This is a genomic window from Cupriavidus sp. 207A1, assembly GCF_057798955.1.
The window spans coordinates 38,631-54,449 of record NZ_JBYOJO010000020.1 but is presented as its reverse complement, the minus strand read 5'-3'; the positions used below and the strand labels follow the sequence as shown (position 1 = coordinate 54,449).

Below are 15,819 nucleotides of genomic sequence, written 5' to 3'. Positions count from 1 at the left end.
GGCAGGAGTTCAGCGCGCTTCGTGCGCGCGTAGTTCGTCCAGGGTGTTGATATTGGCAAAGGCCGCGGCGTCGTCGAACAGCACCTCGGCCAGCCGCTGCGAGGCGGCCCAGGTCTCGATCTTGCGGCCGCCCCCGGAAAGATAAGCCACCAGGCTGTCGAGCGCACTGACCGGCATCAGGCAGAACACCGGCTGGGCCTGGCGCCGGCCATCCTGGTCCAGCGTGACCGGGATCGCCAGCTCGGCGCCTTCGGCCTCGATCGCCTGTGCCAGGCGCGCCACCAGGTCGGTCGGCAGGAACGGCGAATCGCACGGCGCCGTCACCATCCAGGGGGTCGCGCATTGTTCAAGGCCGGCCAGCATCCCGGCCAGCGGGCCGGCGAAGTCGGGCACGCTGTCGGTGTAGACCGGCACGCCGAAGGACTCATAGGCAGCCAGGTTGCGGTTGGCGTTGATCATCAGCCCGCCCACCTGGGGCGTCAGCCGCATCATCGTGTGCATGGCCATCGGCGTGCCATGCAGCGGCTGCAGGCCCTTGTCGGTGCCGCCCATGCGGCTGCCCCTGCCGCCTGCGAGAATCAGGCCGGTAATGTCGTCGCGTGCAATCATGGAGTTCGCTGTGCGGCGGGTTCAGCCGCCGATATAGGACATCTCGATCTTGCGCTCGGCGCGTTTCGCGCGCACTGCCGGGTCGCTGCGCTGCTCGGAATAGTTGTCGGTGCGGCCCTGCCATACCTGCGCGATCGCATTGGAGATTTCCAGGTCGCTGTAGCCGCCGCGCAGCAGCGCGCGCAGGTCGAAGCCCTCGGTGGCGAACAGGCACAGGTAGAGCCGGCCTTCGGTGGACAGGCGGATGCGGCTGCAGTCGCCGCAGAAGGCGTGGGTGACGCTGGAGATGACGCCGATCTCGCCGGCGCCGTCGCGGTAGCGCCAGCGTTCGGCCGTTTCGCCGGAGTAGTTGGCCTGCACCGGTTCCAGCGGGAATTCCGCATCGATGCGCTTCACCACCTCGGCGGACGGCAGCACCTCATCCATCTGCCAGTGGTTGCTGGCGCCCACGTCCATGAACTCTATAAAGCGCAGGATGATGCCGCTATGCCGGAAGTGGCGCGCCATCGGTACGATTTCCTGGTCGTTGGTGCCGCGCTTGACCACCATGTTGACCTTGATCGGCGCCAGGCCCACGGCCTGCGCGGTCTCGATGCCGCGCAGCACGTCGGCGACGGCGAAGTCCACGTCATTCATGCGGCGGAAGGTGGCATCGTCGATTGCGTCCAGGCTGACGCTGACCCGTGTCAGGCCCGCGTCGCGCAGCGCGCGCGCCTTGCGCGCCAGCAGCGATGCGTTGGTGGTGAGGGTCAGGTCGAGCGGCTTGCCCGACACGGTTTCGATCTTCGCCAGCATCTCGACCAGGTGCTCGATGTTCTTGCGCAGCAGCGGCTCGCCGCCGGTCAGGCGGATTTTCTCGACTCCGTGGGCCACGAACAGGCGCGCGGTGCGCTCGATCTCCTCGAAGCTCAGCAGCTCGGAATGCGGCAGGAAGGTGTAGTCCTTGTCGAATACTTCCTTCGGCATGCAGTAGACGCAGCGGAAATTGCAGCGGTCCGTCACCGAGATGCGCAGGTCATGCAGCGGCCGGCCGCGGCGGTCGGCCACCAGGCCGGTCGGCGCAACCAGGGTGCCGGGAATGCTGGGCGTCATCGAGCGGTAGCGATGGTCGCGCAGGTCGAAAATCGGGATGACGGATTCGGTCATGGCCTGTGGGTGGCACGGCGTCCGGGGAGCGGGACGGCAACGCAAGAAGCGATGTGGCGCGGGCGCTCGGGGGCCGGATGCATTCTGCTGCCATTCTAGCCGAGGCGGGGGCAGGGCATCCGCATCCCGCGGTGATGACGGGGATTCATCCGGCGCGCCGCCCATGAAAAAAGGGGACGGCCTGGCCGTCCCCTTCTTGCTTTGGCTGCCGCGCAGCGGCGTCGCTTACTGCTGCGATGCCATCTGCACTTCGCGGCTGCCGGTTTCCACCAGGATCATCGGACCCTGGGGCAGCGGCGGCAGCGGCTTGCGCTCGCGCGGTACGCGCGGGGCGGGCGCGATGCGGGCGGCGGCTTCCTGGGCCGAGCGCAGCTTGTCGCTGTCGGTATGGACCCATTGCAGCCCGGCGGTGGCCAGCATCGGCTCCAGGTTTTCCAGCGACGCCGGCGCTGCGGCGGCCACCGGGGCCGGTGCCGTTGCCTGGGCTACCGGCTCGGCCGCCGGAGCGGTTTGCGCGACCGGTGCCAGCACGGGCTCCGGTGCGGGTGCCGCGGCGGGGGCAGCGGCCGGCACGACCGGCGCAGCGGTTTCGACCGCGGCGCTGACGGCAGGCTCGGCGATGGCTTCGGCGGCAACGGCCTCAGTCACCGCCCCGGCCACCGGCGTGACAGCCTCGGCAGGTTCGGCAGCTGGCGCGGCCTCCGGCTGGACCGCCGGGGTGGCTTGTGCTGCCGGGGCCGGCGTCACATCTGCCGGCACCGCGATGCGGACTGCTTCGACAGCTTCGGGTGCGGCTTGCGCGGCCACGGCCGGCTGCTGCGCGGGCTCGGCCGGTGCGCCGGCTTCGGCGCTGGCCGGGACGAAGCCTTCGCCTTCGCCTTCACCCGCCACGCCTTGCACCGACTCGTCGCGTTCGCGGCGATAGCGGTTGCGGCCACGGCGGTTGCGGCGGCGGCGTTCCTCGCCCTCGGCGGTCTCCGCGGTTTCCAAGATACCTTCGGCGGCAGCTTCGGCGCCTTCCGGCAGTTCGGCGCGGGCCTGGGTGTCTTCGTTCAGGGCCTGCGGCAGCACGCCCAGGGCCTGGGCGGCAGCGATGGCTTCCGGCTGCGGCGCTTCGCCGGCTTCGGCTTCGCGCAGTTCGCTGCGCTCACGCTGGCGTTCGCGCTGGCGCTCGCGGCGTTCCTGGTTGCGGTCGCGGCGGCCTTCCTGGCGTGCCTCGGCGCGTTCACCCTGGGCGCGCTCGGCGGGCACGGCCTCGGCCTGGCGCGCCACGGCCGGCGTTGCCTGGCCTTCACCTTGCTGGCGCGGCTGGCGGCCCTGGCGTTCGCCACGGCCCTCGCGCTGCTCGCCGCGCTCTGCGGCCTGGCGTTCGCCACGCTCGCCGCGTTCGGTGCGTTCGCCGCGCTCGGCACGTTCACCACGTTGGCCGCGGCCCTGGCGCTCGCCACGCTCAGCGCGTTCGGTGCGTTCGCCGCGTTCGGCGCGCTCGCCACGCTGGCCGCGGCCTTCGCCACGCGGACCGCGCTCACGACGGCCATCGGCGCTGCGGGTTTCCGCGGCGGCTGCCGGCTTGGCCGGCTCCACCACCGGCGGAGTGGCCGGACGCGCACCGAACAGGCCCTTCAGCCAGGCGATAAAGCCGCCGGCTTCCACCGGCTTGGTGGCCGGCACGGGCGGCGCCACCGGCGCGGCTTCCGGGCGCGGCGCGCGCTCGGGGCGCGGCACCGAGACCGGGGCGGGCTGCTCGGGCGTGATGCCCTTGACCGCGGCTTCCTGGCGCGGCTTGGCTTCTTCCTTGCGGCGGCTGCTGTAGCTGGTGTCGGCTTCCAGTTCCTTGGCGGCAGCCTCGGCCATCTTGTAGCTGGCGGTGCTGTCTTCCAGGCGCGGGTCGTCGTGGCGCAGGCGCTCCAGCTTGTAGTGCGGCGTTTCCAGGTGCTTGTTGGGAATCAGCAGCACGTTGACCTTGAAGCGCAACTCGATCAGGTTGATTTCCTGGCGCTTCTCGTTCAGCAGGAAGGCGGCGACCTCCACCGGCACCTGGCAGTGGATGGCGGCGGTGTTTTCCTTCATCGCCTCTTCCTGAATGATGCGCAGCACCTGCAGGGCGGAGGATTCGGTATCGCGGATATGGCCGGTGCCATTGCAGCGCGGGCAGGTGATGTGCGAGCCCTCCGACAGCGACGGGCGCAGGCGCTGGCGCGACAGCTCCATCAGGCCGAAGCGGCTGATCTTGCCCATCTGCACGCGCGCGCGGTCGTGGCGCAGCGCGTCCTTCAGGCGCGTTTCCACGTCCTTCTGGGCCTTGCCCGACTCCATGTCGATGAAGTCGATCACGATCAGGCCGCCCAGGTCGCGCAGGCGCAGCTGGCGGGCGATCTCGTCGGCGGCCTCGAGGTTGGTGCGCAGCGCGGTTTCCTCGATGTCGGCGCCCTTGGTCGCGCGGGCCGAGTTCACGTCCACGGACACCAGTGCCTCGGTGTGGTCGATCACGATGGCGCCGCCCGACGGCAGCATCACCATGCGCGAGTAGGCCGATTCGATCTGGTGTTCGATCTGGAAGCGCGAGAAGAGCGGTACGTCGTCGCGGTACTTCTTCACGCGGTTCATGTTGTCAGGCATCACCACGCTCATGAAGGCGCGGGCCTGTTCGTAGATCTCGTCGGTGTCGATCAGGATCTCGCCGATATCCGGCTGGAAGTAGTCGCGGATGGCGCGGATCACCAGGCTGGATTCCAGGTAGATCAGCAGCGGCGCCTTGTTGTCGCCGGCGGCGCCGTCGATGGCCTTCCACAGTTGCAGCAGGTAGTTCAGGTCCCACTGCAGTTCCTCGGCCGAGCGGCCGATGCCGGCGGTGCGGGCGATGATGCTCATGCCTTCCGGCACGGTCAGCTGCGCCATGGTCTCGCGCAGCTCCTGGCGGTCTTCGCCCTCGATGCGGCGCGACACGCCGCCGCCGCGCGGGTTGTTCGGCATCAGCACCAGGTAGCGGCCGGCCAGCGAGATGAAGGTGGTCAGGGCCGCGCCCTTGTTGCCGCGCTCTTCCTTCTCGACCTGGACGATCAGTTCCTGGCCTTCATGCAGGGCGTCCTGGATGCGCGCGTTGCGCACGTCGATGCCTTCCTTGAAGAAGGCGCGCGCGACTTCCTTGAACGGCAGGAAGCCGTGGCGCTCTTCGCCGTAATTGACGAAGCAGGCTTCCAGCGAAGGTTCGATACGGGTGATGACACCCTTGTAGATGTTGCCCTTGCGCTGTTCGCGCCCGGCAGTCTCGATGTCGATATCGATCAGCTTCTGACCGTCGACGATGGCGACGCGCAATTCCTCCTGTTGCGTCGCGTTGAACAGCATGCGTTTCATCGCAATACCTCACTCCAGTGTCGCGGGTGGCACCGTCTGGGCGGTGTCCGCGGCGATCCATGGAGCACGCGAGGGAGCGAGCGAGGCGCGAGAATTGCCGGAAAGCGCCGCTGCGCAAGACATGCGGGCGGCTGGGCGCGGGTGAAAGAGAGCGATGACGTCGGGGTAACGACCGCAGGGCAGGAGAGAACACCGGAGGCTGCTCTTGCGCAGACATCCGGCGCATTCCCGTGCCGGAGGCGATGCTTGGCGCCGGCGCAACCAGCGCCGGCGGCATCGCGGCCGGCCGCGGAAGGCCTAGACGCGTCAAAGAGCAAATTTTTCGGACACGGCATGGTTGCCGTTGCTGCCTGACTTCTCCTGGCGGGCGCACCTACTACTTCTTGGAGTTCTGCGACCGGGCGCCGGTAACTTCCAGTCAGGCGGCAGGTCAACCTGCCGGCCGGCACCGTTTCCCGGTGCGGGCGGGACTTCTCTCACCGAAGCGGATGCCGGCTGCGGCATCCGCCCTTAAATTCTGTTTTACCTGAACACTCAGTTCCCACGTCACCGCCTGCCCGTGCCGAAGCCACCTTTGGGCGACTTCCTGCATGCCGGCGGCACCGTGCGTGCTGCTTTTTTGCTGCCATTTGCCCGTCTGGCGCTTGGCGTAACGCGAATTGCGGGAGACGGGCGGGGTCGACGGCAACCCCAAGTGTAGAATGCGAAAAATCGAATAAAACTCGAAGATCCATCGCTTACACAGGTCTTGCGCTGCCGGCCTCGAGCCGGAACAGCGAGGAAATTATATTGAAAATGAATGAGTTACGCCATCAAATTGAAAAGGCTGCCGAAGCTGCGCCGGCCAGCCCACAGGTGGCGTATGTCACGATTGACGAAGGCTCCGAAGGCCAGCGCATCGACAACTTCCTGTTGAAGGTAGCCAAGGGGGTACCCAAGAGCCATATTTACCGGGTGCTCCGTTCGGGCGAGGTTCGGGTCAATAAGGGGCGTATCGATGCCACTTATCGCCTCCAGTCGGGCGATGTGGTGCGCATCCCGCCGATGCGGGTGGCGAGTGCGGCGCAATCCAGCGCGGCGCCGGTGCCTGCCGGGGAATTCCCGGTGTTGTTCGAAGACGCGCACCTGCTGGTCATCAACAAGCCGGCGGGCGTCGCGGTGCATGGCGGCTCGGGCGTCGCCTTCGGCGTGATCGAGCAGCTGCGCCGGTCGCGGCCGCAGGCCAAGTTCCTGGAGCTGGTGCACCGGCTGGACCGCGAGACCTCAGGCATCCTGGTGCTGGCGAAGAAGCGCTCGGCGCTGGTCCACCTGCATGAGCAGATTCGCGGCAACACCATGGACAAGCGTTACTTCGCCTGCGTCGCCGGCGAATTCCTCAACGCCCGCCAGCACGTGAAGCTGCCGCTATATAAATTCAGCACGCCGGACGGCGAGCGCCGCGTGCGGGTCCAGGCCGACGGGCTGGCCTCGCATACGGTGTTCAACCGGATCGAGGCCTTCCAGGGTTTCACGCTGCTGGAGGCAGAGCTGAAGACCGGCCGCACGCACCAGATCCGCGTCCACCTGGCGCACTCGGGTTTCCCGATCGTCGGCGACGAAAAATACGGCGATTTCTCGCTGAACAAGTCGCTGGCGCGTTCCGGGGCCAAGCCCGGCATCAAGCGGATGTTCCTGCATGCGCACCGCCTGGTGTTCATCCACCCGGCCACCGGCGAGCCGCTGTCGGTGGAGGCGCCGCTGCCCGACGAGTGCGTCGGATTCCTGCAACAATTGCGTGAATTGCACGCCCCAGAGTAGGGTAGTGCTTCAAACGCCACAAGGACTTCCATGGCCAGGCAACAATTTGACCTGATCGTTTTCGACTGGGACGGGACTCTGATGGACTCGACCCCGACCATCGCCAAGTGCATCCAGCTGGCCAGCCGGGACCTTGGCCTGCCGGTGCCCGACGACAGCGCCGCCAGCCACGTGATCGGCCTGGGTCTGAAGGACGCGCTCTCATACGCAGTGCCGACGCTGGATCCGGCCGACTATCCGCGGCTGGCCGAGCGCTACCGCTACCATTTCCTGACCCGCGACGCCGATCTGGTGCTGTTCGAAGGCGTGCGCGAAATGCTCGAGACGCTGCGCGCGGAACACTATTTCCTTGGCGTGGCCACCGGCAAGACCCGCGTCGGCCTGCAGCGCGCGCTGGCGGCCACCGGCCTGACCGCGCTGTTCGACGCCACGCGCTGTGCCGACGAGACCTTCTCCAAGCCGCACCCGGCCATGCTGCACGAGCTGACGCGCGAATTGGGCCAGGACGTGGAGCGCACGGTGATGATCGGCGACACCACCCATGACCTGCAGATGGCGGCCAACGCCGGCGCCAAGGGCCTGGGGGTCTGTTACGGGGCGCATCCGGCCGAGTCGCTGCGCGCGATGGCGCCGGTGCACTGCGCCAGCTCGATCTCCGACCTGACCGAGTGGCTGCTGGCCCATGCCTGACGCGGCCTCCGGCCAGGCGCCGGTGCGGGTGTGCGCCGCCGATGCATTGCAGGAGGGCGGACTTGGCGTGCGCTTTTCGGTGGCGCTCGACCGGCGCGAGATCGGCGCCTTTGTGGTGCGTTTCGACGGCGTTGCCCATGCCTACCTGAACCAGTGCGCGCACGTGCCGATGGAGCTGGACTGGCAGGAGGGCCGGTTCTTCGATGCCTCGGGCCTATACTTGATGTGCGCCACTCATGGCGCGGTGTACGCGCCGGATAGCGGCGAGTGCGTCGGCGGCCCCTGCCGCGGGGCCGCGCTGGCCAAGCTGCAGGTCGAGGAGCGCGATGGCCAGGTCTACTGGCTGCCGCGGGCCCCGTACCGCGCCCCCGAGCCTTCCGGCGGCGCCTGAATGGATTTCCACGAGCGATTTGCATGACAGAACAACAGAAGCCGCCCTCGGATGAACCCAACGAACCGGGGCAGCCGGACCCGCGCAAGCCGGCCGGCGAGGCCGGGCCGGCGCCCGAGCCGGAGTCGGAGCGTCTGGTGACCGCGAAGCGCGCCGATTTCCCGCTGGAGGACGAGCTGCGCGCGGGCGATGACGCCGCGCGGCAGGAGGCGCGCGAGCGCAAGGCGCGCCTGGCCGGCGCCACCGCCAGCGGACAGGTGGGCGGAGGCTGGGAGCGCGATGTGCTGGAAAAAGTACTAACCGAATCGCTGCGCGAGCAGCGCGCGGCGCGGCGCTGGCGCATTTTCTTCCGCCTGGTGACCCTCGGCCTGCTGGCGCTGATCCTGTTCGCGGTGTTCGACTTCAAGGGCGATGGCGCTATCAGCGCCTCTGGCCGCCACACCGCGATGGTTACGCTGGAAGGGGAGATCGCCGCCGGCACGCCGGCAAGCGCCGAAGCGATCAACGCCTCGCTGCAGGCGGCCTTTGCCGACAACAACGCCGCCGGGGTGATCCTGAAGATCAATTCGCCCGGCGGCTCGCCCGTGCAGGCGGGCATCATCAACGACGAGATCCAACGCCTGCGCGGCCTCTACCCGTCCAAGCCGCTGTATGTGGTGGTCGAGGAAATCTGTGCTTCCGGCGGCTATTACGTGGCGGCGGCGGCCGACAAGATCTATGTCGACAAGGCCAGCATCGTCGGCTCGATCGGCGTGCTGATGGACGGCTTCGGCTTTACCGGGTTGATGGACAAGCTGGGCGTGGAGCGCCGGCTCTACACCTCGGGCGCCAACAAGGGCATGCTCGACCCATTCTCGCCGCAGGTGCCCAAGCAGAAGGCCTTTGCCGAAGCCATGCTCAAGCAGATCCATCAGCAGTTCATCGACGTGGTCAAGGAAGGCCGCGGCGACCGGCTCAAGGACGACCCGGAGCTGTTCTCGGGCCTGTTCTGGTCGGGCGAGCGCAGCGTCGCGCTGGGGCTGGCCGACGGGCTGGGCAGTGCGGAGTACGTGGCGCGCGACCTGTTCAAGGCCGAAGACATCGTCGACTACACGGTCAAGGAGAACATCGCCGAGCGCGTGGCCAAGCGCTTTGGCGCGGCCGTGGGCACCGCGGCGATGAAGACCATGCTGTGGAGCACCGGCATGCAGGGCATGCGCTGAAGCCTGGCGCGGCAGCGTGTGAACAAAGGGGGCGCAAGCGCCCCCTTTGTCATTTCCGTGCAGTGGTTTGCCCTAGAGGGCGAGCAGCGAGAAGATCGCCGGGCGCTTGTGCAGCGCGATCCGCTCGGGGCGCCAGTCCGACAGCGGCAGCGTGACGATGGTCTCGCCGGGCAGGGTCAGGTCCACCGCCACGGACAGCAGCGTGGTGCCGGCGCAATGCTGGCGCATGGCCTCCAGCAGCGCGCCGTTGCGGTACGGCGTTTCGATGAAGACCTGGGTCTGGCTGGCCTTGCGCGAGCGCTGTTCCAGTTCGCGCAGCCGCTGCGCGCGCTCGTTGGCATCGACCGGCAGGTAGCCGTTGAAGGCAAAGCTCTGGCCGTTCAGGCCCGAGCCCATCACCGCCAGCAGGATCGAACTGGGCCCCACCAGCGGCCGCACGCGGATGCCGCGCGCATGCGCCAGGCGCACCAGGTCGGCGCCGGGGTCGGCCACCGCCGGCACGCCGGCTTCCGACAGCAGGCCGCCGTCGCGGCCGGCCTGCAGCGGCGCCAGCAGCGCCGCCAGGGCGTCGGCGCGCGTATTCACATTCAGCTCCTGGATCTCGATCTGCTGGATCGGGCGCGGCAGCGGCGTGGTTTCGCTCAGTTTCTTCAGGAAGGCGCGCGCGGTCTTGGCGTTCTCGGCGACGAGGTAGTCCAGCGCGGCCGCGATCTGCTGCACGCCGGCCGGGATCACGTCGGCCAGCGGATCGGCTTCGTCGCGCTTGCCCAGGGTATTGGGAATCAGGTAGAGGGTGCCGCTCATCGTGGGAGGGTGAGGTGGATGCGTTTCATGCGGAAAGGAGAGGATAGCCGGCCTGGCGCAGCATGCCGGTCAGCGCGATCAGCGGCAGGCCGACCAGCGCGGTGGGATCGTCGGACTCGACCCGCGCCAGCAGCGTGATGCCGAGTCCCTCGGACTTGGCGCTGCCGGCCACGTCGTAGGGGCGCTCCAGCTGCAGGTAGGTCTCGATTTCGGCGTCGCTGAGATCGCGCATCGTCACGCGGGTTTGCACGTCGGCCAGCTGCGCGGTCCCCGTGCGGGAATCGAGCAGGCACAGTGCCGAGTGAAAGGTGGCGGTGCGGCCACGCATGCGGCGCAGCTGCGCCACGGCGTTGTCGTGCGTGCCCGGCTTGCCCATCTGGGCGCCGTCCAGCGTCAGCACCTGGTCCGACCCGATCACCAGCGCGCCGGGGTGGCGCGCCGCGATGGCCTCGGCCTTGCGCTGCGACAGCCGCAGCGCCGTGGCCTCGGGCGCTTCGCCGGCCAGCGGGGTTTCGTCGATGTCCGGCACCGCGACTTCGAAGGGAATGCGCAGCCGCGCCAGCAGTTCGCGGCGGTAGGGCGAGCCGGAGCCGAGGATCAGCCGGGGGCGAGGATCTGGAGACATAAGTAATAGAATCAGGACAGGAAGCCGTGTGGCTTCCGGGGCAAGGCCTTTGACCTCGGGAAGGTTTACACCGTATAATCGCGCGTTTAGCCGCATCCGCACCCGGGCGCAGTGCCGCCAATGTGCGCGGCCCGCAATCCGTCAGGTAGTGAATGTGGCGAACCCGTCATTGATTTGCGACAGGAGCCACGCACATGACCCAGCCGACTGACCTGCGCGCGCTTGACCTCTTCGCCATGTGCCGAAAGGGTGAAAGCCTGGCCGGCGAGGTGGCGGTGCGGGATTTGCCGCGCATCTTAGCCGAGACCGCCGCGCAAGCGCCAGCCTCGGCACCCGATGAGACCTTCGCCTATACGGCAACCGGCTTCGTCCGCGAAGAGGCGGCCGAGCCCGGCGCCCCGGTGGCGCAGCGGCTGTTCCTCGACGTGACGGTGCAGGGCCGGATGTGGCTGGATTGCCAGCGCTGCCTGGCGCCCTATGCCCAGCCGATCGATACGGCGACGCGTTTCGAGGTGGTGGAAAGCGAAGAAGCGGCCGACGCCGCGCCGATGGACGACGACGAGGTCGACGTGATCGCCGGCTCGAAGCGGTTCTCGCTGCTGGAACTGATAGAAGATGAAGTGCTGCTGGCGTTGCCGGTGGCACCCAAGCATGACGTCTGCCCGACGGTGCACGAAAGCCTCGTGACCGGATCGGACGGCGAGGCCCAGCCTGAAGCTGAGCCTGAGGAAGAAAAGCGGCCTTCGCCCTTCGCGGCGCTGGCCGGCCTGAAGACCCGGCATTGAAGCCGCCAGCGCGCGGCCTGCAGGGTCTTGCAGGTGAATCTGAAGCATCCGGCCGGGCCCCGGCTACGCCTTGGGCGGGATGCGTGTGTTAATATTGAAAAATTCTCGAAGGAGTCATCATGGCTGTTCAACAGAACAAGAAGTCGCCGTCCAAGCGCGGCATGCACCGTTCGCACGACCACCTGTCGGCCGCACCGCTGGCCGTCGAGCCGACCACCGGCGAAACCCACCTGCGCCACCACGTGAGCCCGAACGGCTACTACCGTGGTCGCAAGGTCATCAAGACCAAGAACGACTGATAGCTTCGCTAGGCGTGACGTTGCGTCTCGCTCGCGCATGCCTGTGGGTCGGACAATAATCGGTCAGACACAAAAAAGCGGCAAGATCGTTGCCGCTTTTTTGTTGGGCGCTCGGAATTCCCGCCGGGCGTGGCGTGCGCCGCCGCGCTATCCGTACCAGGAACAATGACGATCAAAATCGCTATCGACTGCATGGGCGGCGATCACGGAGTTTCCGTGACGGTGCCCGCGGCGATCAGTTTTCTTTCCCGCCACGACGATGCCGAGATGGTGCTGGTCGGCTTGCCCGACGCCATCCGGGCGCAGCTGAAGAAGCTGCACGCGCTGGACCATCCGCGCGTCAGCATCGTCGAGGCTACCGAGGTCATCACCATGGATGACCCGGTCGAGGTGGCGCTGCGCAAGAAGCGCGACTCCTCGATGCGGGTTGCCGTCACCCAGGTCAAGGAAGGCCTGGCCGGCGCCTGCATTTCCGCCGGCAACACCGGGGCGCTGATGGCGGTATCGCGCTACGTGCTGAAGACGCTCGAAGGCATCGAGCGGCCGGCCATCGCCACCACCATTCCCAACGAACAGGGCTGGGGCACCACGGTGCTGGACCTTGGCGCCAATGCCGACTGCGAGCCGGAGCACCTGCTGCAGTTCGCGCGCATGGCCGAGGCCATGGTGGCCGTCGTCGATCACAAGGAACACCCCACGGTGGGCCTGCTGAACATCGGCGAGGAAGTCATCAAGGGCAACGAGGTGGTCAAGCGCGCCGGCGAACTGCTGCGCGCCTCGGAGCTGAATTTCTACGGCAACGTGGAAGGCAACGACATCTTCAAGGGCACCACCGACATCGTGGTCTGCGACGGCTTCGTCGGCAATGTGGCGCTCAAGAGCACCGAGGGCCTGGCCAAGATGATCGGCAGCATGATCAAGGAAGAATTTACTCGCTCGTGGTTCACCAAGCTGCTGGCCGCGGTCGCCATGCCGGTGCTGTCGCGCCTGGCCAAGCGGCTCGACCCGGCGCGCTACAACGGCGCGTCGCTGCTGGGCCTGCGCGGGCTGGTGATCAAGAGCCACGGCTCGGCCGATGCCCATTCTTTTGAGTGGGCTATCAAACGCGGGTATGATGCCGCCAAGAATGGCGTGATCGCCCGTATCACCCGGGCGTTTGCCGATAAATCCAGCGCCGCAGGCGGTGCCCAGCCCGCCCCGGAGACAGAGGCGCCTGGCGCGCATCCCAGCCCCCACGTCGCCTGAGCGCCACTGCGCGCCGGTCGAGCGTGCCGGCGGGCCATACGATCCGACAATACATGACCAAGTACGCAAAAATCATCGGTACCGGGAGCTACCTGCCTCCGCGGCGCGTGACCAACCATGAGCTGGCGGCGCAGCTTGCCGAGAAAGGCATCGAGACCAGCGACGAGTGGATCGTCTCGCGCAGCGGCATCTCGGCGCGCCACTGGGCCGAACCCGATGTGACCAGCAGCACGCTGGCGGTCAAGGCAGCCGAGCAGGCCATCGAGGCCGCCGGCATCGACCGGCAGGACATCGACCTGATCATCGTCGCCACCTCGACGCCGGACTTCGTGTTCCCCAGCACCGCCTGCATCGTGCAGGAAAAGCTGGGCATCACCAACCATTGCCCGGCCTTCGATCTGCAGGCGGTGTGCTCCGGCTTTGTGTACGCGCTGGCCACCGCCGACAAGTTCATCCGCAGCGGCTCGCACCGCAATGTGCTGGTGATCGGCACCGAAGTGTTCTCGCGCATCCTCGACTTCAACGACCGCACCACCTGCGTGCTGTTCGGCGACGGCGCCGGCGCGGTGCTGCTGTCGGCGTCCGACGAGCCGGGCATCCTGTCCAGCGCCATGCATTCGGACGGCAGCCATGTCGACATCCTGTGCGTGCCTGGCAACGTCGCCGGCGGCAACATCACTGGCAACCCGTTCCTGCACATGGACGGCCAGGCGGTGTTCAAGCTCGCCGTCAACGTGCTCGACAAGGTGGCGCGCGAAGCCATGGAAGCCGCCAGCGTGTCGCCCGACCAGGTCGACTGGCTGATTCCGCACCAGGCCAATATCCGCATCATGCAGGGCACGGCCAGGAAACTGCGCCTGCCCGCCGAGCGCATGGTCGCCACCGTGCACGAGCACGGCAATACCTCGGCCGCCTCGATCCCGCTGGCGCTGGACGTGGCCGTGCGCGACGGGCGCATCCGCCCGGGCCACACCGTGCTGATGGAAGGCGTGGGCGGCGGCTTCACCTGGGGCGCGGTGCTGCTGCGCATGTAATACGCGGTCGGTGCCCAGGCGTGCCGCGCAGGCACGACTTGCCACGGCGCCGGCCCCCGATTTCTTGTTAGGTTTTCATCCGATGAAATTCGCATTCGTATTTCCCGGCCAGGGTTCGCAGTCGGTCGGCATGCTCAATGCCTTCGCCGACAACGCCGTGGTGCGTGCCACCGTGGAAGAAGCCTCGGCTGCGCTCGGCCAGGATCTCGGCCGCCTGATCGCCGAAGGCCCTGCCGAAGAACTGAACCTGACCACCAATACGCAGCCGGTGATGCTGACCGCCGCGGTCGCGATCTACCGTGCCTGGCTCGATGCCGGTGGTCCGGCGCCGGCGCTGGTCGCCGGCCACAGCCTGGGCGAGTACTCGGCGCTGGTGGCCGCCGGCGTGATCCCGTTTGCCGACGCCGTGCCGCTGGTGCGTTTCCGCGCGCAGGCCATGCAGGAAGCCGTGCCGGTGGGCGAGGGCGGCATGGCCGCGATCCTCGGCCTGTCGGATGACGACGTGCGCGCCGCATGCGCCGAAGCGTCGGCTGCGGGCGTGGTCGAGGCCGTCAACTTCAACGCGCCGTCGCAGGTGGTGATCGCCGGCCACAAGGGCGCGGTCGAGAAGGCCTGCGAAATCGCCAAGGCCAAGGGCGCCAAGCGCGCCTTGCCGCTGCCGGTGTCGGCGCCGTTCCATTCGTCGCTGCTCAAGCCGGCCTCTGACCGCCTGCGCGAGCGCATGGCCGGCCTGGCTTTTTCGACTCCGTCGATTCCGCTGGTGAACAACGTCGACGTCGCCATCGTCAGCGATCCGGAGGCGATCAAGGATGCGCTGGTGCGCCAGGCCGCCGCGCCGGTGCGCTGGGTCGAGTGCGTGCAGAAGATGACCGCCGAAGGCATCACCCACGTGATCGAATGCGGTCCGGGCAAGGTGCTGGCCGGCATGACCAAGCGCATCGACGGCAACCTGAGCGGTGGCGCGATCTTCGATCCGGCCTCGCTGCAGGACACGCTGGCACTGCTGAAGTAAGCAACAGGACAACCGCATGACCAAACTTCTCGACAATCAGGTTGCGCTGGTCACCGGCGCCTCGCGCGGCATCGGCCGCGCCATCGCGCTGGAACTGGCCCGGCAGGGCGCCACCGTGATCGGCACCGCGACCAGCGAAGCCGGCGCGGCCGGCATCACCGACTACCTCGGCGCCGAAGGCCTGAAGGGCAAGGGCGCCGTGCTCAATGTCAACGACGCCGCGGCCTGCGATGCGCTCATCGAAGAAATCGTCAAGAGCCACGGCGGCATCGGCGTGCTGGTCAACAATGCCGGCATCACGCAGGACCAGCTGGCGATGCGGATGAAGGACGAGGACTGGCTGGCCGTGATCCAGACCAACCTGACCTCGGTGTTCCGCCTGTCGCGCGCGGTGCTGCGCCCGATGATGAAGGCGCGCCAGGGCCGCATCATCAATATCACCTCGGTGGTGGGCTCGGTCGGCAATCCCGGCCAGATGAACTACTCCGCGGCCAAGGCCGGCGTGGCTGGCATGACTCGCTCGCTGGCCGCCGAAATCGGCAGCCGCAATGTGACCGTCAACTGCGTCGCGCCGGGCTTTATCGATACCGACATGACCAAGGCGCTGTCCGAAGAGCAGCATGCTTCGCTCAAGACGCAGATTCCGCTGGGCCGCCTCGGGCAGCCCGAGGATATCGCCAATGCGGTAGCCTTCCTGGCGGGTCCGCAAGCCGCCTACATCACCGGCACCACCCTGCATGTGAACGGCGGGATGTACATGAATTAATGGTTTTCCGGCGCGCTTTTTCGGTTTAGAAGCCGGAAGAAGCTGCCGGAAGTCGTA

The 15,819-nt window shown here is 67.6% G+C and carries 15 protein-coding genes; 10 read left to right on the top strand and 5 right to left on the bottom strand.

Annotated features, from left to right (window positions below; translation table 11 throughout):
• Positions 1 to 9 precede the first annotated feature (9 nt).
• From mobA to AC3FMM_RS28075, 3 genes are all read right to left on the bottom strand, one after another.
• On the bottom strand, positions 10 to 609 hold the full coding sequence (mobA, locus tag AC3FMM_RS28085) for a molybdenum cofactor guanylyltransferase MobA (protein WP_115680648.1): 600 nt from the start codon (positions 607 to 609) through the stop codon (positions 10 to 12).
• 21 nt (positions 610 to 630) lie between these two features.
• Positions 631 to 1,755 (bottom strand): GTP 3',8-cyclase MoaA, encoded by a 1,125-nt coding sequence (gene moaA / locus AC3FMM_RS28080; protein WP_488687771.1) that lies wholly within the window; start codon positions 1,753 to 1,755, stop codon positions 631 to 633.
• A 225-nt stretch (positions 1,756 to 1,980) separates the two neighbouring features.
• The gene (locus AC3FMM_RS28075) at positions 1,981 to 5,112 is read right to left on the bottom strand and encodes an Rne/Rng family ribonuclease (RefSeq protein ID WP_116312837.1); all 3,132 of its coding nucleotides are present in this window, start codon (positions 5,110 to 5,112) and stop codon (positions 1,981 to 1,983) included.
• Positions 5,113 to 5,907: 795 nt separating this feature from the next.
• Between AC3FMM_RS28075 and AC3FMM_RS28070 the strand changes: the two genes are divergently transcribed.
• Genes AC3FMM_RS28070 through AC3FMM_RS28055 form a run of 4 tightly spaced genes read left to right on the top strand, consistent with a single transcriptional unit; the run spans position 5,908 to position 9,192 of the window.
• Positions 5,908 to 6,909: an RluA family pseudouridine synthase gene (locus AC3FMM_RS28070; RefSeq protein ID WP_115710163.1), complete on the top strand. Its 1,002-nt coding sequence runs from the start codon at positions 5,908 to 5,910 to the stop codon at positions 6,907 to 6,909.
• A 30-nt stretch (positions 6,910 to 6,939) separates the two neighbouring features.
• A complete protein-coding gene (locus AC3FMM_RS28065; RefSeq protein ID WP_326348544.1) occupies positions 6,940 to 7,599 on the top strand; it encodes an HAD-IA family hydrolase in 660 nt (219 codons plus the stop codon).
• A complete protein-coding gene (locus AC3FMM_RS28060; RefSeq protein WP_326348543.1) occupies positions 7,592 to 7,990 on the top strand; it encodes a Rieske (2Fe-2S) protein in 399 nt (132 codons plus the stop codon). The genes AC3FMM_RS28065 and AC3FMM_RS28060 overlap by 8 nt, the downstream gene beginning before the upstream one ends.
• 23 nt (positions 7,991 to 8,013) lie before the next feature.
• Complete coding sequence (locus AC3FMM_RS28055; protein WP_115710159.1) at positions 8,014 to 9,192, top strand: S49 family peptidase; 1,179 nt, start codon at positions 8,014 to 8,016, stop codon at positions 9,190 to 9,192.
• Positions 9,193 to 9,264: 72 nt separating this feature from the next.
• On the opposite strand, the gene AC3FMM_RS28050 is transcribed toward AC3FMM_RS28055, so the two are convergent.
• Both AC3FMM_RS28050 and AC3FMM_RS28045 read right to left on the bottom strand, forming a co-directional pair.
• Entirely contained in the window at positions 9,265 to 9,996 is a 732-nt protein-coding gene (locus AC3FMM_RS28050) for an SAM-dependent methyltransferase (RefSeq protein WP_488687770.1), read from the bottom strand.
• A 25-nt stretch (positions 9,997 to 10,021) separates the two neighbouring features.
• Positions 10,022 to 10,621, bottom strand: coding sequence for a Maf-like protein (locus AC3FMM_RS28045; protein WP_414249338.1), 600 nt, complete (start codon positions 10,619 to 10,621; stop codon positions 10,022 to 10,024).
• A 194-nt stretch (positions 10,622 to 10,815) separates the two neighbouring features.
• Here AC3FMM_RS28045 and AC3FMM_RS28040 point away from each other — a divergent pair, with 194 nt between their 5' ends.
• The 6 genes from AC3FMM_RS28040 to fabG all read left to right on the top strand — a co-directional run bounded on the left by AC3FMM_RS28040 (position 10,816) and on the right by fabG (position 15,762).
• Positions 10,816 to 11,406: a DUF177 domain-containing protein gene (locus tag AC3FMM_RS28040; RefSeq protein ID WP_115710153.1), complete on the top strand. Its 591-nt coding sequence runs from the start codon at positions 10,816 to 10,818 to the stop codon at positions 11,404 to 11,406.
• Between the two features lie 119 nt (positions 11,407 to 11,525).
• On the top strand, positions 11,526 to 11,705 hold the full coding sequence (gene rpmF / locus AC3FMM_RS28035) for a 50S ribosomal protein L32 (RefSeq protein WP_010814675.1): 180 nt from the start codon (positions 11,526 to 11,528) through the stop codon (positions 11,703 to 11,705).
• 165 nt (positions 11,706 to 11,870) lie between these two features.
• Positions 11,871 to 12,950, top strand: a complete 1,080-nt coding sequence (gene plsX / locus AC3FMM_RS28030) for a phosphate acyltransferase PlsX (RefSeq protein WP_062800881.1) — start codon at positions 11,871 to 11,873, stop codon at positions 12,948 to 12,950.
• Positions 12,951 to 13,003: 53 nt separating this feature from the next.
• A complete protein-coding gene (locus tag AC3FMM_RS28025) occupies positions 13,004 to 13,984 on the top strand; it encodes a beta-ketoacyl-ACP synthase III (RefSeq protein ID WP_488687769.1) in 981 nt (326 codons plus the stop codon).
• Positions 13,985 to 14,066: 82 nt separating this feature from the next.
• Positions 14,067 to 14,996, top strand: coding sequence for an ACP S-malonyltransferase (fabD, locus tag AC3FMM_RS28020; RefSeq protein ID WP_488687768.1), 930 nt, complete (start codon positions 14,067 to 14,069; stop codon positions 14,994 to 14,996).
• A 16-nt stretch (positions 14,997 to 15,012) separates the two neighbouring features.
• Positions 15,013 to 15,762, top strand: a complete 750-nt coding sequence (fabG, locus tag AC3FMM_RS28015; protein WP_488687767.1) for a 3-oxoacyl-ACP reductase FabG — start codon at positions 15,013 to 15,015, stop codon at positions 15,760 to 15,762.
• Positions 15,763 to 15,819 lie beyond the last annotated feature (57 nt).